The sequence below is a fragment of the Sphingopyxis sp. L1A2A genome, from assembly GCF_005502465.1.
GTDB lineage: Bacteria > Pseudomonadota > Alphaproteobacteria > Sphingomonadales > Sphingomonadaceae > Sphingopyxis.
Map to the genome: position 1 here is coordinate 14,982 of NZ_SCOT01000008.1, position 26,585 is coordinate 41,566.

22 protein-coding genes and 3 tRNA genes are annotated in these 26,585 nt (G+C 64.4%); 12 read left to right on the forward strand and 13 right to left on the reverse strand.

The window, feature by feature from the left end:
* Window positions 1-34: 34 nt before the first annotated feature.
* Both FFS68_RS07150 and FFS68_RS07155 read left to right on the forward strand, forming a co-directional pair.
* Window positions 35-1,099: a DUF11 domain-containing protein gene (locus FFS68_RS07150; protein WP_137752502.1), complete on the forward strand. Its 1,065-nt coding sequence runs from the start codon at window positions 35-37 to the stop codon at window positions 1,097-1,099.
* Between the two features lie 66 nt (window positions 1,100-1,165).
* Window positions 1,166-6,328, forward strand: coding sequence for a DUF11 domain-containing protein (locus tag FFS68_RS07155; protein ID WP_137752503.1), 5,163 nt, complete (start codon window positions 1,166-1,168; stop codon window positions 6,326-6,328).
* 109 nt (window positions 6,329-6,437) lie between these two features.
* Here FFS68_RS07155 and FFS68_RS07160 read toward each other — a convergent pair whose 3' ends face one another.
* From FFS68_RS07160 to thyA, 4 genes are all read right to left on the reverse strand, one after another.
* The gene (locus FFS68_RS07160; RefSeq protein ID WP_137752504.1) at window positions 6,438-7,736 is read right to left on the reverse strand and encodes a dihydrolipoamide acetyltransferase family protein; all 1,299 of its coding nucleotides are present in this window, start codon (window positions 7,734-7,736) and stop codon (window positions 6,438-6,440) included.
* 5 nt (window positions 7,737-7,741) lie between these two features.
* Window positions 7,742-8,767, reverse strand: coding sequence for an alpha-ketoacid dehydrogenase subunit beta (locus FFS68_RS07165; protein ID WP_212742323.1), 1,026 nt, complete (start codon window positions 8,765-8,767; stop codon window positions 7,742-7,744).
* A complete protein-coding gene (locus FFS68_RS07170) occupies window positions 8,767-10,062 on the reverse strand; it encodes a thiamine pyrophosphate-dependent enzyme (protein ID WP_137752505.1) in 1,296 nt (431 codons plus the stop codon). Before FFS68_RS07170 ends, FFS68_RS07165 begins: the two co-directional genes overlap by 1 nt.
* A 93-nt stretch (window positions 10,063-10,155) precedes the next feature.
* The gene (thyA, locus tag FFS68_RS07175; RefSeq protein ID WP_283214594.1) at window positions 10,156-11,091 is read right to left on the reverse strand and encodes a thymidylate synthase; all 936 of its coding nucleotides are present in this window, start codon (window positions 11,089-11,091) and stop codon (window positions 10,156-10,158) included.
* Between the two features lie 153 nt (window positions 11,092-11,244).
* Here thyA and FFS68_RS07180 point away from each other — a divergent pair, with 153 nt between their 5' ends.
* Window positions 11,245-11,673 (forward strand): JAB domain-containing protein, encoded by a 429-nt coding sequence (locus FFS68_RS07180; protein WP_212742324.1) that lies wholly within the window; start codon window positions 11,245-11,247, stop codon window positions 11,671-11,673.
* 107 nt (window positions 11,674-11,780) lie between these two features.
* A tRNA-Pro gene (locus tag FFS68_RS07185) sits at window positions 11,781-11,857 on the forward strand.
* Between the two features lie 181 nt (window positions 11,858-12,038).
* On the opposite strand, the gene FFS68_RS07190 is transcribed toward FFS68_RS07185, so the two are convergent.
* Complete coding sequence (locus FFS68_RS07190; protein WP_137752507.1) at window positions 12,039-12,914, reverse strand: N-formylglutamate amidohydrolase; 876 nt, start codon at window positions 12,912-12,914, stop codon at window positions 12,039-12,041.
* A 153-nt stretch (window positions 12,915-13,067) separates the two neighbouring features.
* Between FFS68_RS07190 and FFS68_RS07195 the strand changes: the two genes are divergently transcribed.
* Both FFS68_RS07195 and FFS68_RS07200 read left to right on the forward strand, forming a co-directional pair.
* Window positions 13,068-13,445 (forward strand): cell cycle two-component system response regulator CpdR, encoded by a 378-nt coding sequence (locus FFS68_RS07195; RefSeq protein ID WP_088442230.1) that lies wholly within the window; start codon window positions 13,068-13,070, stop codon window positions 13,443-13,445.
* A 70-nt stretch (window positions 13,446-13,515) separates the two neighbouring features.
* A tRNA-Val gene (locus FFS68_RS07200) sits at window positions 13,516-13,590 on the forward strand.
* 146 nt (window positions 13,591-13,736) lie between these two features.
* Here the strand turns inward: FFS68_RS07200 and FFS68_RS07205 are convergent.
* Window positions 13,737-14,528, reverse strand: coding sequence for an SDR family oxidoreductase (locus FFS68_RS07205; protein ID WP_137752508.1), 792 nt, complete (start codon window positions 14,526-14,528; stop codon window positions 13,737-13,739).
* Window positions 14,529-14,653: 125 nt separating this feature from the next.
* Here FFS68_RS07205 and FFS68_RS07210 point away from each other — a divergent pair, with 125 nt between their 5' ends.
* The 4 genes from FFS68_RS07210 (at window position 14,654) to FFS68_RS07225 (ending at window position 19,574) form a co-directional block, all read left to right on the forward strand.
* Window positions 14,654-15,523, forward strand: coding sequence for an alpha/beta hydrolase (locus tag FFS68_RS07210; RefSeq protein ID WP_137752509.1), 870 nt, complete (start codon window positions 14,654-14,656; stop codon window positions 15,521-15,523).
* 21 nt (window positions 15,524-15,544) lie between these two features.
* Complete coding sequence (locus FFS68_RS07215) at window positions 15,545-16,291, forward strand: energy transducer TonB (protein WP_249340059.1); 747 nt, start codon at window positions 15,545-15,547, stop codon at window positions 16,289-16,291.
* Window positions 16,292-16,429: 138 nt separating this feature from the next.
* A complete protein-coding gene (locus FFS68_RS07220) occupies window positions 16,430-18,832 on the forward strand; it encodes a TonB-dependent receptor (protein ID WP_137752510.1) in 2,403 nt (800 codons plus the stop codon).
* A 58-nt stretch (window positions 18,833-18,890) separates the two neighbouring features.
* Entirely contained in the window at window positions 18,891-19,574 is a 684-nt protein-coding gene (locus tag FFS68_RS07225; RefSeq protein ID WP_137752511.1) for a Fe2+-dependent dioxygenase, read from the forward strand.
* Here the strand turns inward: FFS68_RS07225 and FFS68_RS07230 are convergent.
* From FFS68_RS07230 to FFS68_RS07250, 5 genes are all read right to left on the reverse strand, one after another.
* On the reverse strand, window positions 19,571-20,434 hold the full coding sequence (locus tag FFS68_RS07230; RefSeq protein WP_249340060.1) for an FAD:protein FMN transferase: 864 nt from the start codon (window positions 20,432-20,434) through the stop codon (window positions 19,571-19,573). The two genes, FFS68_RS07225 and FFS68_RS07230, sit on opposite strands and share 4 nt — an antisense overlap.
* A 92-nt stretch (window positions 20,435-20,526) precedes the next feature.
* Entirely contained in the window at window positions 20,527-21,360 is an 834-nt protein-coding gene (locus FFS68_RS07235; RefSeq protein WP_137752513.1) for a DUF4198 domain-containing protein, read from the reverse strand.
* A gap of 18 nt (window positions 21,361-21,378) precedes the next feature.
* On the reverse strand, window positions 21,379-21,909 hold the full coding sequence (locus FFS68_RS07240) for a DUF2271 domain-containing protein (RefSeq protein WP_137752514.1): 531 nt from the start codon (window positions 21,907-21,909) through the stop codon (window positions 21,379-21,381).
* An 11-nt stretch (window positions 21,910-21,920) separates the two neighbouring features.
* A complete protein-coding gene (locus FFS68_RS07245) occupies window positions 21,921-22,565 on the reverse strand; it encodes a PepSY-associated TM helix domain-containing protein (RefSeq protein ID WP_137752515.1) in 645 nt (214 codons plus the stop codon).
* A gap of 163 nt (window positions 22,566-22,728) precedes the next feature.
* Window positions 22,729-22,820 (reverse strand) — tRNA-Ser (locus FFS68_RS07250).
* 242 nt (window positions 22,821-23,062) lie between these two features.
* On the opposite strand from FFS68_RS07250, the gene FFS68_RS07255 reads away from it, so the two are divergent.
* A complete protein-coding gene (locus tag FFS68_RS07255) occupies window positions 23,063-23,836 on the forward strand; it encodes a DUF1134 domain-containing protein (protein WP_137752516.1) in 774 nt (257 codons plus the stop codon).
* A 216-nt stretch (window positions 23,837-24,052) separates the two neighbouring features.
* The gene (locus FFS68_RS18190) at window positions 24,053-25,186 is read left to right on the forward strand and encodes a GGDEF domain-containing protein (RefSeq protein WP_283214595.1); all 1,134 of its coding nucleotides are present in this window, start codon (window positions 24,053-24,055) and stop codon (window positions 25,184-25,186) included.
* Between the two features lie 5 nt (window positions 25,187-25,191).
* Here FFS68_RS18190 and FFS68_RS07265 read toward each other — a convergent pair whose 3' ends face one another.
* Window positions 25,192-25,746 (reverse strand): adenine phosphoribosyltransferase, encoded by a 555-nt coding sequence (locus tag FFS68_RS07265; protein ID WP_137752517.1) that lies wholly within the window; start codon window positions 25,744-25,746, stop codon window positions 25,192-25,194.
* Window positions 25,747-25,774: 28 nt separating this feature from the next.
* Entirely contained in the window at window positions 25,775-26,584 is an 810-nt protein-coding gene (locus tag FFS68_RS07270; protein WP_137752518.1) for a cytochrome c1, read from the reverse strand.
* Window position 26,585: the final 1 nt, after the last annotated feature.

The following is a 26,585-nucleotide window of genomic DNA, read 5'->3' on the forward strand; positions in this document are numbered from 1 at the left end:
AAACGGCAATCGACCAAAGCCAAGGAGCTCAGCTATGACCAGCAAGCTGAACACCGTGGGCATCATCGGTCTGGCGGCGATCACAAGTCTCGCCGCCACGCCGGCACTTGCTGCCGGAACGACCGCGGGTACCACGATCACGAATACCGCCACCGTCGACTATCAGGTCGGTGGCGTTGCACAGGGACAGCAGTCGGCGTCGAACAATTTCACCGTCGACCGCAAGATCAACCTGCTCGTCGAAGAAGTCGGCAATGTGACGACCAATGTCGTGCCGGGCCAGGCGAACGCCGTCACGACGTTCCAGCTGACCAACAGCTCGAACGAAGTGCTCGACTTCGCGCTGGTCGCGTCGCAGATCGCCGGCGGCACCGCTTCGCACGGCGGGACCGACACCTTCGATGCCACCAACGTGCGGATTTACCGCGATAATACGGTGACCGGTACGGTCGGCAGCTGGGATGCGGGTGACACCCTACTCACCGGTTTTGTCGACGAACTTGTCGTCGATACCGCGATCCGGCTGTTTGTCGTCGCCGATATCCCGACCGGGCTCGCCAACAACGCGGTCGCCGGTGTCACGTTGCGTGCCACCGCGCGCGAAGGCGGCACAGCAGCCAGCCAGGGTGCGGCGATCACCGAAACCACGGGTGCAAACACGGCGGGCAAGGACACTGTCTTTGCCGATATCGCGGGTGTCACCGGCGATGCGGCGCGCGATGCGTCGCACAGCGACAACGACGACTATACCGTGCAGACGGCGACGCTGGCGGTCTCCAAGACCAGCCGCGTCATCTCGGATCCGTTCAACAATACGACGAATCCGAAGCTGATCCCGGGTGCGGTGGTCGAATATTGCATCTCGGTCGCCAATAGCGGCAGCGCCGATGCAACGTCGGTGGTGATCAACGATCCGGTTCCGGGCGAGTTGACGTTCAATGCCGGCACGATCCTGCTGAACGGCACGGTGACCGGGGTAACCTGCAACGCCGATGGCGCGGCGGGTGGCAGCTATGCCGCACCGAACGTGTCGGGGACCATCGCCACGATCGCGGCGGGCGCCACGCGCACGCTCGTCTTCCGCGCGACGGTCAACTGATCGGGATACCGATGGAGCAGCGGGTGTGGCCCAAAACCGCCTCCCGCTGCTCCGTTCGGGGCTATTATGGCGCTCGGAACCAAATATTTCGGCCTTGTGACCGCCCTCGTCGCGGCAGCGTTGCCGCCTGCGGCATCCCCGGCGCACGCTCAGGTGATTACGAACACGGCTTCGGCGCAGTGGACGCATGACGGGCAGCCCGGTCGGGCGCTGTCGAACCGCGTCGACGTCACCGTGGCGCCGCGCCCGCCCGAACGACCGACGATTACCACGTACCGACTGACCAATGGCGGCGGCAATAAATCGGCCCCGCTGGCGCCGACCCAGTGCAGCCGGGGCAGCGGCCCGATCGCCAGCAGCTTCAGCAGCGCCAGCAGCAGCAGCGCGAGCAGCGCCAGTGCAGGCAGCACCAGCAGCACAATCCCGCTCAGCGGCGTCTATGAGGGCATTTCGACCGCCCCTGCGTCGCTCCAAAGCACCGACAATTTCCGCGCCGGCGAAGTGCTCGTCGTTGGGGTCACGCTCGCATCGGCCAATGTCGATCCGCAGCGGCGCGACACCCTCGCGGTGGTCCTCGAACTCGAAAATGGCGACCGCGAGCAGATCACCCTGACCGAAACCGCCAACAACAGCGGTGAATTTGTCGGCTTTATCAACACGATCGGGGTTCCACCGGCGGTCGCGCAGGGCGATTGCCGTTTGTCGGTCAATCCCGGCGCCGCGCTGTCGCTGCGCGTCACCGATCAGGCGAACGCCAGCCTGGTCGCCCTCGCCACGATCAATTTCCTCGTCGATCCCTTCGGCATCGTGTTCGACAGCGGCGATGGCGCTCCCGTTCCCGGCAGCCGCGTCACCATTGTCGACACCGCCACCGGCCAGCCCGCGCAGGTGTTTGGCGACGACGGCGTCTCGGCCTACCCGTCCAGCGTCATCACGGGGCAGAGCGTCACCGATTCGGGCGGGACGACGTATAATTTTCCGCCGGGCGACTATCGCTTCCCGTTCGTCGCGCCGGGAACCTATCGCCTGATCGTCCAGCCTCCCGCGCCGTTCACCGCGCCGTCGGCATCGAACCCCGCCGATCTGGCCGGTTTCCGCCGCCCCGATGATGGTCTGCCGTTTGAAATCAGCGCCGCCAGCTATGGCAATCCCTTCGTGCTGAACAGTCCGGCGCCGGTGCGCGTCGATATTCCGGTCGATCAGCCCGGCCTGTCGCTGATCCTACGCAAGACGACCTCGACGCGGGTCGCGGTGCCGGGTGACGTGATCCAGTACCGGATTGAGGTCGCCAACCGCGATGCGCGCCGTAACACCGGCGCGGTGACTGTCAGCGACGTCCTGCCCGTGGGCATGCGCCTGCGCGCCGATACGGTGCGGATCGACGGGGTGCGCGTGATCGCCAATGTCGCCGCCAACGGCCGCGAATTTAGCGTGGTGGTGCCGAGCATCGCCGCATCGCGCACGGCGCTGCTTACCTATCTGGCCGAAGTCATCGTGTCGGCGCAGCCGGGCAACGCACTCAACCGCGCCTCTGCCGTCGACAATCGCGGCTCGGCGAGCAACATCGCCGAGGCGACGATTTCGATCAAACGCGATCAGTTGGGCGACCGGATGACGATCATCGGCCGTATCACCGACGGCGGCTGCACGGTTGATCCGCGCAAGGCCGACGGCATCGCCGGTGTCCGCGTCATGCTGCAAGACGGCAGCTACACCGTCACCGACGAGGACGGCCGCTATCATTTTGAAGGCGTGCGCCCCGGCCTGCATATCGTCCAGATCGATCCGTCGACGCTGCCGCTCGACCGCGAAGCGATCGACTGCGCCCGTTCGACGCAGAGCGCCGGCAGCGCGATCTCGCGCTTTGTCGAAGGCCGCGGCGGCGCGCTGAAACGCGCCGATTTCCGTGCAATCGCCAGCGCACCGCGCGCAGCGCCCAAAACTGCGCTAATTGCGGCGCCAACGGTCCTCAGCGACCCCGAAGCCGCAGGGGCCGGTCGCGACTGGCTGGCCGGACAGGCTCCGGGCATCGACTGGCTGTTCCCCGCCACCGACCACAACCCGCGCTCAAAAGCGATCCGGGCCGCGATCAAGCACGCGCCCGGCCAGACAGTGACGCTGCACGTCAACGGCAAAGCGGCCGACCCGCTGACCTTTGAAGGGAGCAGCAAGTCTGCCGACGGCAGCGTCGCGGTCAGCCTGTGGCGCGGCCTCGAAATCCGCGAAGGCGAAAACCGCCTGATCGCTGAGGTGAAGGATGTTAACGGCGTTGTCATTGAGACGCTGGAACGCCATGTTCACTATTCGATCACGCCGATGCGCGCCGCGCTGGTCCGCGAACGGTCGGTATTGGTCGCCGACGGCGTCACCCGCCCGGTGATCGCGGTGCGCCTGACCGATCGCGATGGCAAACCGATCCGTTCGGGGCTGACCGGCGATTTCAGCGTTCCTGCCCCCTATTATCCCGCCGTCGAAGCCGATGCCCAGCAGGCACGCCAGCTCGCCGGGCTCGAACGCGCCCAGCCGCTATGGAAAATCGATGGCGACGACGGCATTGCCTATATCGAACTCGAACCGACCACCGCATCGGGCACGCTGGCGATGGATTTCACCTTCCGCGACGACAAGGTGACCCGCAAGCAGACGATCGAAACCTGGCTCGATCCTGGCGATCGGCCGTGGACCGTCGTCGGCTTTGCCGCCGGGACGCTCGGCTACAACACGCTCGACGACCGGATGGAACCCGCAGCCGAGACGCTCGACGATCTCAATGCCGATGCACGGCTGGCGCTCTATGCCAAGGGCCGGGTGCGCGGAAAATGGCTGATGACGTTGGCCTACGACAGCGACAAGGACAAGGATGACGCGCGCTTTGGCGGCGTGATCGATCCGCGCGCCTATTACACCATCTACGCCGATCGCAACGAGACGCGCTACGATGCGGCGTCGGTGCGCAAACTCTATCTGCGCCTCGAACGCCCGCAATTCTATGCGATGTTCGGCGATATCGAGACGGGGATTTCGGAACCGCAGCTTGCCCGCTATCAACGCGCGCTCAACGGCGGAAAAGCCGAGTATCGCGGCCGCAATTTCGCCGCCACCGCGTTCGTCGCCGACACCCCTTATCGCTTCCGCCGTGACGAGCTCCAGGGCAACGGCCTCACCGGTCCGTACCAGCTCGGCGCGCGCGACATTCTACCGAACAGCGAACGCATCGTCATCGAAACGCGCGATCGCCTGCACAGCGAGCGCATAGTTAACAGTGTCAGCATGACGCGCCATGTCGACTACGACATCGACTATCTGTCGGGCACCGTCCGCTTCCGCAGCCCGGTGCTCAGCCGCTCGTCGGACCTCGATCCGCAGTTCATCGTCGCCGAATATGAGATCGACGGCATCGGTCAGCGCGTGCTCAACGCCGGTGGCCGCGTCAGCTATCAGTCGAATGACGAGAAATTGCGCGTCGGCGCGACCTTCATCCACGATGAGGACGGCAACGCCAAGACCAACCTGGGCGGGGTCGATGGGCGTTATCGCCCCAATATCGACACCGAAGTCCGCGCCGAGCTGGCGGTAAGCGATGCCAAGGCGGTCAACGGCAACCCCGCCGCCGCATCGGGCACCGCCAAGGCGTGGCTGATCGAGGCCGAACATCACAGCAGCAACGCCGATTTCCTCACCTATGTCCGCGAACGCGAGAGCGGTTTCGGCGCCGGGCAGCTCAACCGCGGCGAGGATGGTACACGCAAGTTCGGTTTTGACGCCCGGCTGCGCGCGACCCGTACCCTGTCGCTGACCGGCAGCGCGTGGCAGGAAGACTATCTCAACGTCGGCGCGCGCCGCCGCGCCGCGCGGGCTCTTGCCGAATATGACAATGGCACCACCGTCGCGCGGGCCGGGCTGACCCACGCCGACGACCGGCTCTCGGACGGCACGCGCAACCGGTCGAACATCGTCCAGTTCGGCGCAACCCAGCGCCTGTTCGAAAAACGCCTCGAACTCGACGCGCAGACCGAACTTGCGCTGGGCGGCAAGGATGCCAGCATCGATTTCCCGACCCGCCACCGTGTCGGCGCGCGCTTTGCGATCAATCGCGACGTCAATCTGGTCGGCAGCTATGAAATTGCCGACGGCGATACAATCAAAGCACGCACTGCGCGGGTGGGCTTCGACATGACCCCCTGGTCGGGCGGGCGCCTGCTCGCCACCGCTAACCAGCAGGAAATCGGCGAATATGGCCCGCGCAGCTTTGCCGCCTATGGCCTGTCACAATCGCTGAAACTGGGCGAGCGCTGGTCGGTCGATGTGTCGGTCGACGGCAATCGCACCCTCGGCGGCATCCGCGCGGACGATGTTATCAATGTTAACCAGCCGGTCGCCTCGGGCGGTTTCTTGGGCGACAATGGCACTTTAACCGAGGATTTCCTCGCGATCAGCACGGGTGCGACCTATCGCGCCGATCGCTGGACGCTGACGGGCCGCGCCGAATATCGTGATGGCGAAATCGCCAATCGTTACGGGCTGACGCTCGGCGGCCTCCGCCAGCTCGGCGAAGGCCGCGCGCTTGGCGCTCTGTTCACTTATGCGAAGGCCAGCGGCAACGGCATCACGCCGACGACCGAGGTCATCAACTTCGAGATGAGCTGGGCGCACCGCCCCGCCGACTCCAGCGTTTCGTGGCTTAACAAGAGCGAGTTCCGGTCGGACAAGGTCCGCGATGCCGTCGCCGGCCAGCCCGGCCCGATCGGCGGCGGCGCGCTGACGATCGACGGCGACGCGACCAGCCGCCGCCTGCTCAACAGCCTGTCGGTCAACTGGACCCCCCTCGGTGATCGCGAAAACCGCCGTGACGCGGGCCGCATGTGGTACGAACGCGGCGAATTCGGCTTTTTCTGGGGCACCCGCTACAATTTCGACAAGTTTGCCGACGACGACGTCAAAGGGTGGTCCAACCTGATCGGCGCCGATTTCCGCTTCAACCTGGGCGAGCATGTCGATGTCGGCGCGTCGGGCACGGTGCGCGTCGGCACCGATGCCGATACCGTCAGCTGGGCGGGCGGGCCGACGGTGACGCTGGCGCCGATGAAGAATGCCAACATCACCTTCGGTTATAATTTCGCCGGGTTTCACGACCGCGATTTCGAAGATGCGCGCTATTCGCGGTCGGGAGCTTATGTGACCTTTAAGCTGAAGTTCGACCAGACGAGCTTTGCCGGGTTGGGGCTTTAAGCTCACCCACTATTCCGTTCGTGTCGAGCGTAGTCGAGACACGTAAAGGCATGCACGACCTCGGCGTGTCTCGACTACGCTCGACACGAACGGTTGTTGGGTAGGCTTGTCAGTCCGCGAACAGCAAAACCGGGGTTTCAACCAGCTTCTTGAGCGCCTGGACGTAGCTCGCCGCATCCCAGCCATCGACCACCCGGTGGTCGCAGCTGATCGACAGGTTCATCAGCTTGGCGCGGCGAATATCATCGCCGTCGAACACCGGGCGCTCGACAATCTTGTTCGGGCCGATGATCGCAACTTCGGGCCGGTTGATTACCGGGGTCGTCGCGATGCCGCCGAGCGGGCCGAGCGAGGTGATCGTCAGCGTCGAGCCCGACAGTTCGTCGACCTTTGCCTTGCCGGTTCGCGCGGCCTCGGCCAAACGCCCGATTTCGCTCGCCAATTGCCAGACATTCTTGTCCTGCGCGTCGCGGATCACCGGCACCATCAGCCCGGCATCGGTCTGCGTCGCCATTCCCAGATGCACCGCGCCGTAACGCGTCACCACGCCCGCTTCGTCGTCGTAGCGGGCGTTGATCATCGGAAACTGGGGAATCGTCCGGCAAATCGCGACGATCAGGAAAGGTAACATCGTCAACTTCGGCCGCTGGCCGCGATTGGCGTTCAAATCGGCGCGCATGTCCTCCAGCGCGGTGACGTCCATTTCCTCGACATAGGTGAAATGCGGGATCGCCCGTTTCGACGCCGCCATATTCTCCGCGATCTTGCGGCGCATGCCGATCACCTTGATCGGCTCGTCGGCGCGCGCGCGGCTGGCGCCGGGGCTGTTATAGCCCTGCCCGCCGCTGTAGCGCAGGAAAGCGTCGAGATCGGCGTGGCGGATGCGATCGCCGTCGCTATGCACCTGGCCCAGATCGACACCCAGATCCCTGGCACGGGCGCGGACGGCGGGAGATGCCAGTATCTTGGCATCATGCACAGCACCGACGGCGGGTGCCGCCGGTGCGGACGGCATTTCGCTCGGCTTTGCTGCCGTTTTCGGTTCCACGCCGCTCGATGTTAACTCTGTCACCTTCGGCTCGGATACCGGTTCCGCACCCGGCGTTTCCGCTTCTATCTGCTGCTCGACGGCCGTATCGACCGGCGGCGCATCGACATCGCCGTCCGCATCGGTTTCGATCACCGCCAGCGTCGACCCGATCGCGATCAGATCGCCGACTTCGCCCGCCAGTTCGACGACAATCCCCGATACCGGCGATTCCATCTCGACCGTCGCCTTGTCGGTCATCATGTCGGCAAGCTGCGCGTCTTCCTCGACGCGCTCGCCGATCTTGACGTGCCAGGCGATGATTTCGGCCTCGGCAATGCCTTCGCCGATGTCGGGCAAACGGAATGAATAGCGGGCCATTTGCGTCAGTCCTTCAAAATCTTGGTCAGCGCGGTCGCGATGCGCACCGGGCCGGGGAAATAGGCCCATTCCAGGCTGTGCGGATAGGGGGTGTCGAAGCCGGTGACGCGCTCGACCGGGGCTTCGAGGTGGTAAAAGCAGCGTTCCTGCACCAGCGCGGCCAGTTCGGCGCCAAAACCTGACGTGCGCGTCGCCTCGTGGATCACCAGACAGCGCCCGGTTTTTTTTACCGACGTCTCGATCGCGTCGATATCGAGCGGCAACAAGGTGCGCAGGTCGATGATTTCGGCATCGATCCCCATTTCCTCGACGATCGTCTTGGTGACATGGACCATCGTGCCATAGACGAGGATGGTGAGCGCCTCACCTTCGCGCACCGTCGCCGCCTTGCCGAGCTCGATGCGGTAATGGCCTTCGGGCACCGCGCTCGCGGCATGTTTCGACCAGGGCTCGACCGGGCGGTCGTAGTAGCCGCTGAACGGACCGTTATAGATGCGCTTGGGTTCCAGGAAGACCACCGGATCATTATCCTCGATCGCCGCGATCAATAGCCCCTTGGCATCATAGGGGTTCGACGGGATCACCGTTTTCACCCCGCAGATATGCGTCATGATGCTTTCGGGCGACTGGCTGTGCGTCTGGCCGCCGAAAATACCGCCGCCAAACGGTGTCCGCACCGTCATCGGGCAGATGAAATCGGCCGCCGAACGATAGCGCAGCCGCGCCGCCTCGCTGACCAACTGGTCGAGCCCCGGATAGATATAATCGGCGAACTGGATTTCGGGGACCGGGCGCAGACCATAAGCGCCCATGCCGACCGCAACGCCGATGATCCCGCATTCGTTGATCGGGGTGTCGAACACCCGTGTTTTGCCGTGCTTTTTCTGCAGACCAGCGGTGGCACGAAACACGCCGCCGAAAAAGCCCACGTCTTCGCCCATCACCACGACATTGCTGTCGCGTTCGAGCATAACGTCCATTGCGCTATTGATCGCTTCGATCATGTTCATGGTTTTGGTCTCGTCAGCCATTATTCGGGCTTCCAGCCGGGGCCGAACTTCGCTTCCTGTTCGGCGAGCATCTGCACGCATTGCTCCTTCAGATGCCAAGGCAGCTCTTCGAACACATCGTCGAACATCGTTTCGAACGGCTGATGCATTCCGTGACCTAAAATACCTAGCTTTTCCGATTGCTTCTGGGTCGTTTTTACCAGGCCGTCTAGTTCGGCCCGCTGCGTTTCGTGGCGTTCGCCGTCCCATTCGCCGAGCGTTTCGAGATGCTGGCGCAGCCGCGCGATCGGGTCGCCGAACGGCCAGATCGTGGGCTCTTCGGCGGGGCGATACGCGGTCGGGTCGTCCGACGTGCTGTGCCCTTCGCTGCGATAGGTGAAATGCTCGATCAGCGTCGGGCCATTGTTGGTCCGCGCGCGGTCCGCCGCCCACTGCGTCGCGGCATAGACCGCGAGAGGGTCATTGCCGTCGATACGCAGCCCGGCGATGCCATAGCCCACGGCGCGCGCGGCAAAGGTTGTGCGTTCGCCGCCGGCGAAGCCAGAAAAGCTGGAAATCGCCCACTGGTTGTTGACGACGTTGAAGATCACCGGCGCGTTATAGACGGTCGCAAAGGTCAGCGCCGAGTGGAAGTCGCCCTCCGCTGACGAGCCTTCGCCGCACCATACGGTCGCGATACGGCTGTCGCCCTTTGACGCCGAGGCCATCGCCCAGCCCACCGCCTGCGGATATTGGGTGGCAAGGTTGCCCGAGACGCTGAAGAAGCCATGTTCGGGCGCAGAATACATGATCGGCAGCTGACGCCCCATCAGATGATCGCCGCGATTTGAATAAATCTGGTTCATCATCTGGATCAGCGGATAATCGCGCGCAATCAATATGCCCTGTTGGCGATAGCTGGGAAAACACATGTCGCCGCGGTCCAGCGCCATCGTCGAGGCAACCGACGTCGCCTCCTCGCCGGTACATTTCATGTAAAAGCTGGTTTTGCCCTGGCGTTGGGCGCGGAACATGCGGTCGTCGAAGGCGCGGACGAGCATCATGTAGCGGAGCATCGTGCGGAGTCGTTCGGGGCTGAGCTTCGGATCCCACTGGCCCTTTGCCTGCCCGTCGAAATCGAGCACGCGGACCAGGCCGTAGCACAGGTCGCGCATCGCATCGGGCTTGGTCGCTTCCGATGGTCGCGGCGTCGCGTCAACCCCAGGAACAACGATATCGCCAAAGTCGGGCGTGTCGCCCGGGCGATAGCGCGGCTCAGGAATATGAAGCGACAGCGGCGGCAGATTGCTCGCCGGGCGTCGATCCGTTTCGGGCATATCGTCTTCCCATTGCGGCGCGAATCGGCGCCTAGTTATATTTCAGCGTGGCGACATATTATTTCGGTCGCCATACGAATGCAACGCTAGCGATCAGACCGCGACCGGTGCCGAAATATGCGCCTGCGGGGCGTAGGCCTCGACCGCGAAATCGTCGAACCGATAGCCGAAAATGCTGTCCGGACGCCGCAAAATCCGCAGCTTTGGCGCCCCGTCCGGAATCCGCCCCATTTGCTGCTCAACCAGGTCGGCATGGTTCAGGTAGAGATGAACGTCACCGCCCGTCCAGACCAGTTCGTGCGCGTGGAGGCCGCACTGGTCGGCGACCATGCGGGTCAGCAGCGCGGCTTCAAAGACGTTGAAGGCAAAACCGAGCCCGAGGTCGCACGACCGCTGGAACAGCAGGCACGACAGTCCGCCGTCACTGCGGACATGGAACTGATAAGTCATGTGGCACGGCGGCAGCGCCATCTGATCGAGATCGGCGACGTTCCAGCCGGTGAATATATGCCGCCGCGACCCGGGATTGCTCCGCAGCCCGTCGATCACCGCTGCAATCTGGTTGTGCCCTTGCTCGGCGCGGCGGAACAGCCCCTCACCCGCGGGTTCATAGCGCGGCCAGTTTACCCACTGATGGCCATAGACCGGACCAAGGCCGCCCCATTGGGCAGCGAACGCGTCATCGGCGATGATCCGCGCCTCGAAATCCTCGGCCGTGATCGCCTCGCCCGTCGCCTTGCGATATTTATCGAGCGGCCAGTCGGTCCAGATTTTCACGCCCTGCGACACGAGCGACCGGATATTGGTATCTCCGGTCAGGAACCACAGCAGCTCGCGCAGCGCGGTCTTCCAATAGACGCGCTTGGTCGTCAGCAGCGGAATCGCGTCGTCTTTCAGCGAGAATCGCATCGTTTCGCCGAACAGCGACCGCGTTCCGACCCCGGTGCGGTCGATGCGCTCGTCGCCCTCGACCCAGATGCGGCGCATCAGGTCAAGATATTGCAGTTCATAATGGATGGATTCGGACAAGACTCGCTCCCGCTTCAGTCGCTCCGTGCTAGGCCGCGCGCGCGATGGCGACAAGGGCGGAGCAGGCGCCCCGGACAGGCAACAGCAGGAAAGCCTCCAAAGCGGGGCAGTCGGTGATTGGCGAACGTGCCTTGGCCGCGCATGGCATCCGCCATGACTTTGCTCCAACCCGTCGGCAAGATGCCCGATCCGCCGGTCGTGGACGGTTTTGTGCCGTACGCCGCCGAAGATGACATCGCCCACCACCTGCTCCGCCCCCATTTCGCAGCCGATCGCGAGAGCCTGCTGCTCGCCGGATTCGACGCCTTCGACCGGCTCGTCCGCCTCGAACGCGCGGGCGGCGACGATGCCAGGCGTTGTATCATTCCCCCGCGCTGCTGGCGCGCGCTGCTCGATCACGGCGTCGTTGCGGTGCTGATGGCGCATAACCACCCGTCGGGTATCGCGCAGCCGAGCGACGCCGACATCGCCACCACCCGCGAAACCGCACTTTTCCTGCGCGTCATGGGTATCGAACTGGTCGATCATCTGATTTTTGTGGCGAGCGGGCATTTCAGCTTTCGGAGGGCCGAAATGCTGTAGCTGCGGCAATCCCGTTGAATGTGCCGATTGGCGCTTGAAGTTCGCGAGACGCGCGTCTAGAGGACCGCCCTGCCTTCGCGGCGACCCCGGTCGGCGCGCAGATCGGTCGGGGAGTAGCTCAGCCTGGTAGAGCACTGTCTTCGGGAGGCAGGGGCCGGAGGTTCGAATCCTCTCTCCCCGACCAATTTCCTGCATATTGCAGATTCTGTACCGTCGCTTCTTGTAAGTCGGCGCACAACATCCTAGATTCGTTCTACGCCGCCATGGTTTTCCCCCTTTCCATCGCGGTGAGTGCCCCGTCCTCTTGACGCGGGCGCGTCCTCCCTGGACCCTGGCCACCTCGTACTTCGGTACGGGGTGGTTTTTTATTCGGCGGCCTGAATCATGGCGTCGGGTAGCGGCCGCGCTTGCCCGGCGGCGCCGACCAGACCGGCGAGCCAGCGCGCCATCGATGCCACTCTGGCACGATCGGGCACACGGTCGGCGCCCAGATAGAGGCGGCGATCGATCTCGATCTGCACCGCATGAACCGCCTGCCCCGGATTGCCGTGCGTGCGGATGATGTGCCCGCCGGCATAGGGTTGATTGCGCGAGACCGGCTCGTCCAGACCTGCGGCCGCCGCCAGCACCAGATCGACCAGCCATCCACCCGCCGTCACCCCGAAATGATCGCCGACGACGATGGTCGCACCATGGCCGGGCTGACCGATCGGGATCGTCGGCATCGAATGGAGATCGAGCAGGATCGCGTAACCGAACCGGTCGCGCGCCGCCGCCAAAGCATCAGCGAGCGCCGCATGATAGGGCCGGTGAAAGGAGTCGAGCCGCCATTGCAGCGCCGCCTGGTCGATCGGCTTTTTCCAGAGCGGCCCGCAATCGGCCAGCCGCGTCGGCACCACCCCCAGACCGGCGCGTTCCTTGCGCCCCGGTACCGAAAATTGCGCGCGCAGCGGCATCGCGACCTCGCCCGGCGCCATCTGCCCCTCGCCGCGATTGCAATCGGCGACGGCCCGCGCCCACAGACCATGCACCACGGTGGCCCCCGCTCCGACCGCTCCCGCGGCGATCAGATCGCACCAGCTGTCCTCGAGTCGTTCGAGATCGGCCTGTCCAACCCGGGCCGCCGTCAAAATCTCTGGAGGATAGAGCCTTCCCGCATGCGGCACCGACACGACCACTGGGCCGATCGCCGCGGGCCGGTTGACAGCGATGGCGGCGGGCGGGATGGTGCGGGATCGCATGGATCATGGGTGGCAAAAAAAGCGCGATGAATCCAGCACTGCCAAGTCAATTTGTTAAATCTCTGACGCTATGGCGGATTTGGCGTTAAGGATGCGAGCGGTCATCGTCGACCGGAACCGGCCGTATCGAGGGATCAGGGGACAGATTTCAGCATGATTCGTATTCTTCTGGCCGAGGATGATGATGTGATGCGCGAATATCTCGCGCGGGCGCTGACCAGCGCCGGTTATCACGTCACCGCGGTCGATCGCGGTACCGCCGCGGTCCCCTATATCGATTCGGGAACTTTCGACCTGCTGCTGTCGGACATCGTCATGCCCGAAATGGACGGCATCGAACTCGCCCAGCACACCGCCAAGGTCGCGCCGCAGACGCAGGTGATGTTCATCACCGGCTTTGCCGCCGTGTCGCTGCGTGCCGAGGAAAATGTGCCGCAGGCAAAACTGCTGTCGAAGCCGTTCCACCTGAAAGATCTGGTGCGCGAAGTCGATAATCTGTTCGGCCGCGCCGACCGGTCGAGCCAACAATAACGACATCATCGGGCGCGAAGGGCTTGCCAAGCGTTGCCGGGGATATTAGGGGGCCGTCACCCCAAGGGATGGGCGTGTAGCTCAGTGGTAGAGCACTGTGTTGACATCGCAGGGGTCGCAAGTTCAATCCTTGCCACGCCCACCATTAAAAACGCCGCCACCCAGCCGGGTTGGCGGCGTTTTTGCTATGGGGCTAATCGGCATTGCAAACCGTAGCCCCGGGCTTGTCGAAGGGCGCTTCCCGGCGAGGCGCCCTTCGACAAGCTCAGAGCTAAGGTGCTGGCCCGACCCTTACGCCATACCGCGCGCCAGATCGCCGCGCGATGCGTCGCCGACCTGGCTGCCGCCGTCGCAGTCGAGGATCGTGCCGGTGATATAGCCCGCGGCGGGCGAGCACAGGAACACCGCCGATTCGGCGACCTCCTCGATCTTGCCCCAGCGTTTCATCGCGATGCGGTCGAAATGCGACTGGCGCGTCTCGGCATCGGGCGCGAGGCGCTTCATCCCTTCGGTATCGGCGATCGGACCCGGCGAAATCCCGTTCACCCGCACCTCCGGCCCCCATTCGAGCGCCAGCACACGAATCAGCTGGTTGATCCCCGCCTTTGCCGCGCAGGCATGGACCTGTAGCGCCGAGGCGTTGACCGCCTGCCCCGCAGTGATCGCGATCAGCGATGCGCCGGGGCGATTGAGCAGGTCATGACAGCCGCGGAACACGTTGAAGGTGCCGTTGAGGTCGATGTCGACGACGGTGCGAAAGGCGTTCGCCGACATACCGAGCGCTGGCGCGAGGAAATTGCCTGCGGCGCCTGAAATCACGATGTCCATCGGGCCGAGCTGATCGGCGACCTCCTCCATCGCGCCGCGAATCGCGGCATAGTCGCGCACATCGGCCGACAGCCCGACCGCACCGGCGCCGATGTCGGCGGCAGCGCGCGCGGCCTTGTCGGGGTCACGCCCCGCAACCGCGACCTTGGCGCCGAGCTCAGCAAAGCGTTTGGCGATGCCCAGATTGATGCCGCTGGTGCCGCCGGCGACGAACGCCGTTTTGCCCGCGAGCAGATTATCGCGAAATGTCGTCATCGTGCCTCTCTCCCTTGCTTCTCTTATCGGCGCCCCCCGCATCCACCGCCATTGTACATAATGCGGGGTTGACGGATGGCGATCAGTCGCCTTTTGAAACTGGAACAGACAGCAAGGACGAACCGATGGCAAGTGCCGGCCCCACCTCGAACGCTTTCATCTCGCAGCGGCTGAAGCTGCATTATGTCGATTGGGGCAATCGCGGTGCGCCGCCGCTGCTGCTCGTCCACGGCGGGCGCGACCATTGCCGCAACTGGGACTGGGTCGCCGACAAGCTGCGCGATCGCTATCATATCATCGCCCCCGACCTGCGCGGACACGGCGACAGTGCCTGGTCGCCCGACGGCAATTACGCGATGGACGGCTTTGTCTATGACCTGGCGCAGCTGATCCATCAGCTTGATCTGGGGCCGATCAGCATCGTTGCCCATTCGATGGGGGGCAATATCGCGCTGCGCTACACCGGGCTTTATCCGGAAAATGTCCGCAAGCTGGTCGCGATCGAAGGGCTTGGTCCGTCGCCAAAGATCATCGCCGAACGCGCCCAAAAACCTTATGCCGAACGCTTCCGCAAATGGATCGACGACAAGCGTCAGGCCGCCGGGCGTACCCCGCGCCGCTATGCCACCCTCGACGATGCGCTGGCGCGGATGATGGGCGAGAACGCCTATCTGACCGAAGCACAGGCACGCCACCTGACCATCCACGGCATCAGCCGCAACGAAGACGGCAGCTGGAGCTGGAAGTTCGACAATTACCTCAACGTCTGGCCCGCCTTCGATATGCCGCAGGACGATATTGCGGCGCTGTGGGGGGCGATCACCTGCCCCACCCTGCTGCTCTACGGCGCCAACAGCTGGGCATCGAACCCCGAAGGCGACGGGCGCCTGGCGCATTTCAATACCGCCAAGGTGATCGAATTCGAAAATGCCGGCCACTGGTTGCATCACGACCAGTTCGACCGGTTCATGTCCACGCTAGACGATTTCCTGTAAATCGACCCCGATTGGTGCGCGATGGCGCGCATGTTGGGGCAGACGATGGCCTATACCGGGCAGATTTCCAGGCGGCAGCGGGTCGTGTCGGGCGGCGGTGCCCTGTTTGCCGTCGTCGCGGTCGGCTTTGGCCTGGCCAGCGGTCTCGACCTCGACGTCGTCCGCAAGGCCAGCCAGGCGATCGCCGCGCTCGCCATCCCGGCACCGCCGCCACCAGAGCCGGTCGAACCGCAAACGATCGCCAGCGACAAGGCGAGCGGCAAGGCCTCGGCGGCGAACCGGCACGCCAAAGCCGCCCCCGTTGTCGCTCCCAAAGCCAAACTGCCGCCGATCGTGCCCCCGGTTACCGCCGCACCACAGCCCGGCGCGGGCAATGACGCGTCGGCGGGCGCCACGCCCAGCCCCGGGACCGGATCGGGCGCCGGCGGGCGCGGCGACGGCACCGGCGCGGGGGGTTCGGGCAGCGGCACCGGCGGTGGCAGCAAAGCGGTGTGGCAGAGCGGCACGATCCGCGACCGCGACTATCCCGCCGCCGCCCGCCGCGCGCGCGTCGGCGGCGAGGTCGAGGTTCGCTTTACGATCCAGCCGACGGGCCGTGTTACCGGGTGCCGCGTGACGCGCTCAAGCGGCGATGCCGCGCTCGACAACGCGACGTGCCGCCTGATCGAGGAGCGTTTTCTTTTCAAGCCCGCGACCAACGCCGCGGGCGATGTGGTGGCCAGCGCCTATGGCTGGCGGCAAAGCTGGTGGCTGGAATCGCGACGCTGAACGGTATCGGGCAGAGGGCGCCGCGCGAGCGCTGCGACAAAATGCAACTTAGATGCGAATAGTTCGCAATATACGTTGACACTGCGATCGACTCTCAATAGCGGGCGCCCCAAGCCAATCACAAACCAGGGGTTTACCGTGAAGCCATCGACATCCGCCTCGTTCCTCGCCCTTTCCTGCGTCGGCAGCCTGATCAGCGCGCCCGCCTTCGCTACCGAGACCGGAACCGAGGCGCAGGATGCCCCCGGTAGCCGCGGCGATATCGTCGTTTCGGGGACACTGGCGACCGAGGTGGAATCGCCCAAATCGACCGCGCCGATCGTTGACACGCCGCAGACGGTCACGGTCGTGTCGCAGGAACAGCTGCGCCAGCAGAATCTGCTCACCCTGCGCGATGCGCTCTCGACGATCCCCGGCATCACCTTTGGCGCCGGCGAAGGCGGCGGCGGCTATGGCGATTCGATCAACCTGCGCGGCTATTCGGCCAACAACGACCTGACCGTCGATGGCGTCCGCGACGCCGCCCAATACAGCCGCACCGACCCGTTCAACCTGCAACAGATCGAGGTCTATAACGGCGCCAACTCGGTGTTCAACGGATCGGGCAGCGTCGGCGGCACGATCAACCTGGTCAGCAAGATCCCCTTTGCCCGCAACGCGACGACGGTGCAGGCGGCGGTCGGCACCGATAATTATTACCGCGGCTCGATCGACAGCAACTGGCGGGTCAGCGACCTGATCGCGGTGCGCCTCAACGCGATGTATCACGAAAACGACGTCCCCGGCCGCGACATCGAAAACTTCAAGCGCTGGGGCGTCGCGCCATCGATCACCATCGGCGTCGACAGCGACACCAGCCTGACCCTCGCCTATGTTCATCAGGACGATGACAACACCCCGATCTATGGCGTTCCCTATTATCTCAGTACCGTCAACGACGGCCCGCTAGCCGGGGTCGACGACAGCGACTATTTCGGCATCGTCAATCTCGACAAGCAGCAAACCAAGGTCGACCGCCTGACCGCGACCTTCCGCCATGCGTTCAGCGACAATGTCTCGATCCGCAACCTCACCCGCTGGCAGCGCGTCGGCCAGTACAGCCAAACCAGTGCGCCGCAGGGCGTTTTCTGCCTGGCCAGCGGTCTTCAGCCGATCGGCGCAGGACCGAATTCGACCGTCGCCATTGCCTGTCCGGCGGGCCAGAATGTCCCGGGCACCTATTATCAGAGCGGCCCGCGCGGACTGGTTCGTGATCAGGTCAACGACCTGCTCCACAACCAGAGCGACCTGACGATCGTCACCGGTGAAACGGGCGGCACGCGCAACACCCTCGTTGTCGGCGCCTCCTTCTCGCGCGAGGATTATGAAATCACCACCGCGTCGCTGCTGCGCAACCCCAATGGCTCGGCGGTGACCCCGCTGCCGCCGATCAGCCTGTCGAACCCGAACACCGTCTATACCGGCCCGATCAACTTCACCGTCACCGCGCGGTCAAAGGGCTATAGCCGCAACGCCGCCATCTATGCTTTTGATACGCTTGAACTCGGCAGCATGTTCGAACTGAACGCCGGTGTCCGGTACGAAAGCAACCGCGCCGAATTCCGCAATATCCCGCTGACCTTTGTTCCCTCGGGGACGACCGACCTGACCGCGGCGCAGCGCGCGCCGCAGATCAGCGACGAAAATCTGTTCTCGTACCGCGTCGGCGCAGTGTTCCACCCGATCGAGAATGTCAGCCTCTATGCCGCCTATGGCAACGCCAAGACGCCGTCGTCGGCAACCGTGCGCCTCGGCTGCGGCGTCACCCCCGCGACGCCGGGCGCAGCCGATCCCTGCGCGGTCGCGCCGGAAAAGGCGCGCACCTATGAAATCGGCGCCAAGGCCGAGTTGATGGACAAGCAGCTGCTGCTCACCGCGGCGCTGTTCCGTAACGAACGCAGCAATTTCCGCACCCCGTCGAACGACCCTTCGCTGCCCAACTCGCTGCAAGTGCTCGACGGTCAATCGCGCGTCGATGGCGTCGCGCTGGGCGTGACCGGCAATGTGACCCCCGAATGGGCGATCTTTGCCAACTACACCTATCTCGACAGCGAAGTGCGCCAGAGCGTTTCGGACTTCTGCCTGCGCTCGCCCGCATCCACTGGCTGCGGCAACAGCGCCGCAATCGTCGATCCGCAGGCAGGCGACCGCCTGATCCAGACGCCGAAGCATTCGGGCAGCCTGTTCACCACCTATGCCTTCCCGTTTGGGCTGCAGGTGGGTTACGGCCTGACCTATCAGGGCAAGTTTGCGACCAACCAGCGCAACCTGCTCCAGCGGACCCAGTTCATGGTCGACGACTATCTGATCCACCGCGCCTTTGTGTCCTATGATTTCAAGAACGGCCTGGTCGCGCAGCTCAACGTCACCAACCTGACCAACGAGGATTATTACACTGGCGTCCGCAACAATGTGAACGCGACCACCGGCGCCGTCTCGGGGGGCTGGGCGACCCCCGGCGATGCGCGATCGGCGGTGTTCAGCCTCTTTTACAACTTCTGATCGAACCGGGCGGGCGCGGCGATTGTCGTTCCCGCCCTTTTCAGCTTAGAAGCAGCCAATGATCCGGATCATTCCCGATGTGCTGGGCGCCGACGGCGTTGCAACGCTGCGCGCCATCCTAGACGCCGCCGACTGGATCGACGGCAACGAAACATCGGGACCGCAGGCGGCGCTCGCGAAACGCAACCAACAGCTGCCTGAGTTCGGCGAAGCCGCGAGCGAAGCGGGCCGCCTTGTGCTCGACGCGCTGGGCCGCAGCCCCTTGTTTATCGCCGCGGCGCTGCCGCTCAAAATCTATCCGCCCTATTTCAACCGCTATGGCGGCGGCGAAAATTTCGGCGATCATATCGACAATGCCATCCGCATGCGCCGCGGCACCGAGTTCCGGATGCGCAGCGATCTGTCAGCGACGCTCTTCCTTGCTGATCCCGATAGCTATGAGGGCGGCGGGTTGGTCGTCGAGGGCTTTTCCGAAGCGCCAGGGATCAAATTGCCCGCGGGGCATATGGTGCTCTATCCCGCAACGACCGTGCACCGCGTCGAACCGGTGACCGCAGGGACGCGCGTCGCGAGCTTTTTCTGGATCCAGTCGATGGTACGCGACCAGGGCCAGCGCAATCTGCTCTTCGACCTAGACCTGGGGGTACAGGGCGCCGCCATGGCGCTGGGTCAGGGCGACGCCACGGTGGTGCGCCTGACCGGGGTCTATCACAATCTGCTGCGCCGCTGGGCCGACAGCTAGCTCAGCATCGCGCGCCAGCCGCGCGAGATATATTCGCGATCACCCGCAATCACGCAGGCGGCGAGCTGCTGCGCATCGGCCAGCGCGATTGCCGCTGCGGGGCCAAGCACGGTCAGCGCCGTCGCCCAGCCGTCGGCCATCATGCAGCTGCGGTGCAATACCGTCACCGACGACACCATATTGACGATCGGCCGCCCGGTGCGCGGGTCGAAACTGTGCGAGTAGTGACGGCCATTGGCAGTGAAACCACGGCGATAATTGCCTGACGTCGCCGCCGACAGATCGTGCAGCGCAATCCGGTACGGCGCCACCGACGAGGCGGGCGGCATTTCGACATCGATCCACCACGGCTGGCCGTCGGGCCGGATCCCCTCGCCGCGCAGCTCGCCGCCGACGTCGAGCAGGAAATGGCGCACGCCCTGCGCCAGAAGCCATTCGGCGGTGAGATCAACGCCATAGCCCTTGGCAATCCCCGACAGATCGAGCATCGCGCTTTCGCTACGCCGGATGCGGCGGGCATTGGGGTCGAAATCGATCCGGCGTTTGCCGTTATCGGCGGCATCTGGCACGCGATCGACCGGGCCGTTGGCGCCAAAGCCCCATTGCTCGGTCAGCACGCCCAGGCACGGGTCGAACGCCCCGTCGCTCGCGCGCCCTATCGCCAGCGCGGCATCGACGACATGGGCAAATTCGGCGGGCAGATCGCACCACACGTCGGGCGCGGTGCGGTTGAACCGCGACAGGTCGGACGCGGCGTCCCACTGGCTCATCTGTGCAACGACGCGGTCGAGCGCCGCCTGCACCCCCGCGACGACCGATGGCGGCGCCGCGACCGCCTGTAGCGACCACGTCGTCCCCATCGTTTCGCCGCTGACGCTCGTGATCGCCGCCCCCGGGTCGCGCGCGGCAAAGGCCGCGGGTGTCAGCGCCCGGGGGATCAGGATGCGATCGCTCAGGGCGCCAGCACCTCGAGCGTGGTGACATAGCTGGCGCGGCGCGCCAGCGGCGGCGGTGCGCCCTCGCCTTCCTCGCTCTCGACCTGCGGGGTCGTGACGTTCAGCCAGTACATGCCGGGTTCGGCCCAGGTCACTTCGACCTTGCCGTCGGCACCGGTGGTCAGATCCATCTGGCCAAGCTGGTCGCGATAGCGGATGCCGCCGTGGATCACCGTGACCGGCAAGCCAGCCGTCGGCTTGCCGTCGAACAGGAATTGAAAGGTCGCCGCTTCACCGGCAATCAAGTCGTTCGGATGGGTCACCGGCACCAGCTCGATCCCCTTGCCGGTCGGTTTGAAAAGCGTCGTTGTCGGCTCACCGACCGTCACGAAAATCTCGTTGCGGTTGTTTGCCTCGGCGGTTTTCACATTGGTGGCGCCCGCGGGCACGCGTTCGGCGAGGTTGGCTGCGGTCGTCCCGCGCGGCAGGCGCTCGGTTTTGCCGTTCAGATCATAGCTGCCCATCAGCATGTCGGCGACCGACGCGATCCGCCACGTCCCCTTCTGCGTCAAATGGACGTCAAAGGTGCTGCGATAACGCCCCGTCGACTTGTTCTCGATCGCCGCTTCGGTGCCGTCGGGCGCCCATGCCTTCATTGCGTCGAGCCGCAGCGGCTGATGCTCGAAATAGAACAGGTCGTTCGACACCGCAGCATCGACCGTCACCCACACATCGTCGCCCGACACCACCGTCGACGACGGCATCATCCACTGGCGATGGGCGCTGGCGGGAGCCGCCATCAGAGCCGTCAGCGCGGCGCCCGCCGCAAAACCCCAAAACCGCTTGTTCATCATTCTGCCCTCTCGTGTTTAGCGGAAGGAAACCGAAACGGCCCCCAGTTCGGTCTTGCCCGCGGCGCGTCCGCCCGCCCCGGCCTTGGCCGGCCAGCTGAACGGAATGCGCAGCAACTCGCGGCCGCCGACCTCGCGCGCCGCTTCGACCACCAGCACATATTGCCCCGGCGCCGCCGCGCCGAGCTGCGCGCGCGAAAACGCGACCTTGTGCGCCCCCGGCGCGCGGGTGGCGCCGGTGATGCCGTTGGCGGGGAAAGTCAGCGACCGCCCCGACACCCGCCACCATTGGCGCACATCGCGGAGCCATTTGGTGCCCTCGTTCGCTTTCATGTCATGGTCGTACCAGACCGCGACCGTCTTGGCCTTCGCGCCCGCCTTTTCGACCCAGATCGCGACATAGGGCTTGTGATATTCGGCGACTTTCAGCCGCGGGATGTTGATCGTCACGTCCATCGTGCCGGGGTCGGCGGCCAGCGCAGGCGCGGCAAAGGCGGCGCCGAGGCCGACGGTCGAGCCGAGGACAAGCACGCGAGTGGAAAGCTGCATCACGGAACTCCCTAATGAATGAAGATGACGGCGATCGCGGCGGGGATCGCCAGCCCCAGCCCGACGAGCGGCCAGGTGCTTTTGCGCTTCGCCGAATGAAGCTGGAGGAGGAACAGCCCGGTGATCGCAAAGACCAGACAGGCAAAGGAAAAAATGTCGATGAACAGGCTCCACTCACTGCCCGAATTGCGGCCTTTGTGAAGATCGTTGAGGTAGGAAATCCAGCCGCGACTGGTGACCTCGCTGGCCACTGCCCCCGTCGTCAGGTCGATCACGACCCAGGCATCGCCGCCGGGACGCGGCGCGGGCAGATAGACCTCGCCCGCCGACCATTCGGCCTCATTCGACGCCTTGACCGGGAAATTCTGCTCGACCCAGTCGGCGACCGGCCCCGGCAGCGGCGCCTTGGCGTCGGCGGGGACGGCGGCGGCCAGCCGGGCGAGCAACGCCGGCGGTAACTCGGCCGATTTTTCGGTGACGACCGGCGCCCCTTCAATGTCGGCGGCATGGTTGAGCGTGAAGCCGGTGATCGCAAACAGCAACAGCCCGATCAGGCAGACAGCCGAACTCATCCAGTGCCACATGTGCAGCTGTTTCAGCCAAAAGGCTCTCCGGCTCTTCTTGATCGCCGGACGCGGGGGAGTGGGTGCGTGCATTGGGGGGTTCTGAAAAGGAATGATGCCGCGGCATTATCGAGAACGATTCGCAATTACAATAATTATTGCGACATGTCGGTGCCATATTGCCCCGCCTTGGCAGGCGCATCCGGCCAGCGCGCGCGCCTTCCCCGAAGGGCTGGATCGACAAGGAAGGAATAGGTGGCGGAGACGGAGGGATTCGAACCCTCGGTGCCGCATTCACAGCACGACGGTTTAGCAAACCGTTGGTTTCAGCCACTCACCCACGTCTCCGCATGGTCTGCCGCGCTAACGACAGTTGGCCTAGGCGGGTCGCTATAGCCATGCACTCCCCGCCCCGCAACGCCAAAGATTGCCCCAAATTTCGCTGTTGTGGCGCATTTGATCGTACAATCGATTCGGACTGGCGCAAAATCGACTCGGGTCATCGCCGGTTCATTGCCCGCGGGCGAAACCGAGTCATGATTAACATTGGTTTCGGCACCCGGGTGCCGGTGGAATTTTGGGGGTGCTTCATGCAAAAATCGTTCACCAGCCTTGCCTTGGCCGCTGCGGCCTCGATTGGCCTCGCGCTGTCTTCCCTACCGGCGGCGGCGCAGATGCGGGAAATCGATCCGAATACGTCGATCGACGCGGACCTCGACAATCCCGCCCCACCCCCGCCGGTGTCGAGCGATTCGACCGACGAAGTCATCAACTATGACAGCGACCTGGCGACGGGCGATCAGCAGACAAGCGAGGCGCCCGTCGATGGCACCGCGCCCGCCAGTGACATGACAACGACGACGGTCATCACCGAAGATACCGCAACCTACAAACAGGATGACCTGATCGGCGCTGCCGAAGGGGTGTTCGGCAAAGGCGCGCAAGGGCTCGCCGGACTGATCGAAGACATCCTCAAAAAGCAGGGCGAACCCAATGCCTATATCGTCGGCCGCGAAGCCGGGGGCGCGCTGGTGCTGGGCGTGCGCTATGGATCGGGGACGCTGCACCACAAGATCGAGGGCGAATTGCCCGCTTACTGGACGGGGCCGTCGATCGGGTTCGACGCGGGCGCCAACGCGGGCAACACCTTTGTCCTCGTCTATAATCTGTTCGACAGCGAGGATCTCTACAAACGCTATCCGGCGGGCGAAGGCGCCGCCTATCTGCTGGGCGGCTTCAACGCGAGCTACCTGCGCCGCGGCGACGTGGTGCTGATCCCGATCCGCGTCGGCGTCGGCGCGCGGCTGGGCGCCAACGTCGGCTATATGAAGTTCCGCAAGAAGCAGAATTGGGTGCCGTTCTGACGCCAACCCGGCTGACGCGACCAGGATAGCCCGCGCTTCGGCGCGGGTTTTTCTTTGCTGCGGCAGAGCGCCCTGCGCGCACGCTGCGCCATAACCTTCTGTTACCGGACGTTAACGTTGTTGGCGCACAGTCGCCCTATGAGACGATCGGATTCCCCCACCCCGGTCGAGCCTCGGTCACGCTTGCGAATTTTTCCAAGCCCAGCGGCTCTTCCATTGCCCGTATATCGCGATTTCGTCGATATGCTGTTCAGCATGTGGCTGCCGATATTCGGCCTCGGCATCGTGTTTGTGGGCATCTGCGTGCTGGTGGGTCGCGAACTCGATAGCCGCTTTCTGCTGTTGCTCGCGGCGCTCGGCGCCCTCACCACCATTTTGCGCCTTGCCACGCTGCGCGCTTATGGCCGTTCGGGTCCGATAACCGATTTCGAGGCGCTAAAACGCTGGGAGCGCCGCTATGCGATCGGGAACTATGTCTCGGCGATCCTGCTCGCGCTGCTCAACATCGTCGCGATATCCGCCCATTATCCGCTGCTGCATCTGATCACTGTCAGCCTGGTGTTCAGCTTTGGCGCCGGCATTGTGTCGCGAACGTCGGTCCGTCCGCACATCTGCGTGACCAGCCTGCTTCTCGCGACGCTGCCGACGATCGGCGCGCTGGCGCTGCATGCGCGGGAGGTTCACCCGACACCGCTCCACGCCGAATTGTTTCTGATCGAAGCCCTGATCGTCGCGATGATCACCGCGCTGAGTCTGCAGACGGTCGCCTATCTCTACCGATCGGCGGTCGAACATCATACGGCGCGGCACGACATGACCAAGCTCGCCCGGACCGACGCGCTGACCGGATTGTCTAACCGGCTGCTGCTGCGCGAGCTTTTCCAGACCCACGCCGCGACCGCGGTGCGGACCAAGAATCAGGTCGCGCTGCATTTCCTCGATCTCGATGGATTCAAGGCGATCAATGACTGCTACGGCCACCCCGCCGGCGATGCGTTGCTCGAACAGGTCGCGCGGCGGTTGGAGGGCATGGTGCGGAGCGACGATGTCGTCTCGCGGCTTGGCGGCGATGAATTTGTCGTCTTGCAAGTCGGGGTGCAGGACGAAAGCGAGGCCGAACTGCTCGCGCGCCGGATCATTCGTGAAATCAGCAAGCCCTATGTCGTCGACGATGTCTCGATGTCGATCTCGGTCAGCGTCGGCATTGCGACGGCGCCGAAGCTGGGCATCGAGCTGGAGCGGCTGCTCGCCTGTGCCGACGCCGCGCTGTATCGCGCGAAGGCGGGCGGCAAGGCGCGGGCGCTGTTCTGCGTCGACGCCGATGCCGCGATGGCCGATATGGCGGCCTGACCGCGCTAGTCGCCGTCAAAGGCGATCAACGTCTCACACTGCAACCCCGCCGCCACCAGCCGTTGTGAGCCGCCCAGATCAGGCAGGTCGATAACGAACAGCGCCGCCGCGACCTCCGCCCCGACGCTTCGCATCAAATCCGCCGTAGCGAGGATCGTCCCGCCGGTCGCGAGCAGGTCGTCGACCAGGATGACGCGGTGTCCGGGCAGCACCGCACCTTCGTGCAGCTCAAGCCGGTCGACGCCATATTCGAGTTCATAATCGACCCCGATGGTGACCCCGGGCAGCTTGCCCGCCTTGCGAACGGGCACCAAACCAAGCCCCATCGCGGTCGCCATCGCCGCGCCGAACAGGAAACCGCGCGCCTCCACCGCGACGATGAAGTCGGGGCGATGGACTGCGGCGAGCGCACTCAGCCGGCGCACGCTTTCGGCAAAACCGGCGGCGTCGCCGATCAGCGTCGTGATGTCGCGAAACTGGATGCCCGGCTTGGGAAAGTCGGGGATGGTGCGGACCAGTGACGCCAGGTCGAGGTCGGGCTGCGGTGGGAGGGCGATCATGCGGTCACAATCGCCCTGCCCCAATCGCTCAATGTTTCTTGTCGGCCCAGATGTTGCGGTACGACAGATAGGCGAGCACGGTGAAGATCAGCAGGAAGAAGAACACGGCCCAGCCAACCTGCACCCGCGTCACCAGCTTCGGCTCGGCGGTCCAGACGAGGAACGCGGTCACGTCCTTGGCCATCTGATCGACGCTTGCTTTGGTGCCGTCGGCATAGGTCACCTGATTGTCCGCCAGCGGCTTCGCCATCGCCAGATTCAGGTTCGGGAAATAGGGGTTATAGTGCAGCCCGGTGCCGAGCTTCAGTTCGGCGGGCAGATTTGCCGGCGGGTTCTGATAACCGGTCAGCAGCGAATAGACATAGTCCTTGCCGCCTTCGCGCGCCTTGGTGATCAACGACAGGTCGGGCGGGATCGCATTGTTGTTCGCCGCGCGCGCCGCCACGTCATTGGCATAGGGCGCCGGGAAGTGATCCGACGACAGGCCATCGCGCGTCGCAACTTCGCCCGTATCGGGGTTGATCGAAGGAACCTGGAAACCCTTGGCAAAGGTTTTCACCTGGCCTTCGGTATAGCCCAGATCCTGGATGTTGCGGAACGCGACCAGGTTCAGGCTGTGGCAGGCCGAGCAGACCTCTTTGTACACCTGCATCCCGCGCTGCAATTGGGCCTTGTCCCAATGCGGAACCAGGCCGTCGCTCGCCAGCTTCAGATGGCGCGGGTGCTTGACGAAGGAATAAGCGACATTCGGCTCATTGCTGAGCGGCGTCGTAAAGATCGCGAGCACCAGCGCGGTAATGAAACCGAGGCCGACGAGAAATCCGAGCGGGCGAACCATG

Excerpts from the sequence above, each read along its gene's own strand:
- FFS68_RS07210 (WP_137752509.1), top strand. The coding sequence starts at position 14,654 with ATGGCAAGTGCCGGCCCCACCTCGAACGCTTTCATCTCGCAGCGGCTG.
- FFS68_RS07165 (WP_212742323.1), bottom strand. The coding sequence starts at position 8,767 with ATGGCTGACGAGACCAAAACCATGAACATGATCGAAGCGATCAATAGC.
- FFS68_RS07155 (WP_137752503.1), top strand. The coding sequence starts at position 1,166 with ATGGCGCTCGGAACCAAATATTTCGGCCTTGTGACCGCCCTCGTCGCG.
- FFS68_RS07195 (WP_088442230.1), top strand. The coding sequence starts at position 13,068 with ATGATTCGTATTCTTCTGGCCGAGGATGATGATGTGATGCGCGAATAT.
- FFS68_RS07215 (WP_249340059.1), top strand. The coding sequence starts at position 15,545 with ATGGCGCGCATGTTGGGGCAGACGATGGCCTATACCGGGCAGATTTCC.
- FFS68_RS07180 (WP_212742324.1), top strand. The coding sequence starts at position 11,245 with ATGACTTTGCTCCAACCCGTCGGCAAGATGCCCGATCCGCCGGTCGTG.
- FFS68_RS07205 (WP_137752508.1), bottom strand. The coding sequence starts at position 14,528 with ATGACGACATTTCGCGATAATCTGCTCGCGGGCAAAACGGCGTTCGTC.
- FFS68_RS07150 (WP_137752502.1), top strand. The coding sequence starts at position 35 with ATGACCAGCAAGCTGAACACCGTGGGCATCATCGGTCTGGCGGCGATC.
- FFS68_RS07170 (WP_137752505.1), bottom strand. The coding sequence starts at position 10,062 with ATGCCCGAAACGGATCGACGCCCGGCGAGCAATCTGCCGCCGCTGTCG.
- FFS68_RS07235 (WP_137752513.1), bottom strand. The coding sequence starts at position 21,360 with ATGAACAAGCGGTTTTGGGGTTTTGCGGCGGGCGCCGCGCTGACGGCT.
- FFS68_RS07240 (WP_137752514.1), bottom strand. The coding sequence starts at position 21,909 with ATGCAGCTTTCCACTCGCGTGCTTGTCCTCGGCTCGACCGTCGGCCTC.
- FFS68_RS07265 (WP_137752517.1), bottom strand. The coding sequence starts at position 25,746 with ATGATCGCCCTCCCACCGCAGCCCGACCTCGACCTGGCGTCACTGGTC.
- FFS68_RS07245 (WP_137752515.1), bottom strand. The coding sequence starts at position 22,565 with ATGCACGCACCCACTCCCCCGCGTCCGGCGATCAAGAAGAGCCGGAGA.
- FFS68_RS07255 (WP_137752516.1), top strand. The coding sequence starts at position 23,063 with ATGCAAAAATCGTTCACCAGCCTTGCCTTGGCCGCTGCGGCCTCGATT.
- FFS68_RS07190 (WP_137752507.1), bottom strand. The coding sequence starts at position 12,914 with ATGCGATCCCGCACCATCCCGCCCGCCGCCATCGCTGTCAACCGGCCC.
- FFS68_RS07225 (WP_137752511.1), top strand. The coding sequence starts at position 18,891 with ATGATCCGGATCATTCCCGATGTGCTGGGCGCCGACGGCGTTGCAACG.
- FFS68_RS07270 (WP_137752518.1), bottom strand. The coding sequence starts at position 26,584 with ATGGTTCGCCCGCTCGGATTTCTCGTCGGCCTCGGTTTCATTACCGCG.
- FFS68_RS07230 (WP_249340060.1), bottom strand. The coding sequence starts at position 20,434 with ATGGGGACGACGTGGTCGCTACAGGCGGTCGCGGCGCCGCCATCGGTC.
- FFS68_RS07160 (WP_137752504.1), bottom strand. The coding sequence starts at position 7,736 with ATGGCCCGCTATTCATTCCGTTTGCCCGACATCGGCGAAGGCATTGCC.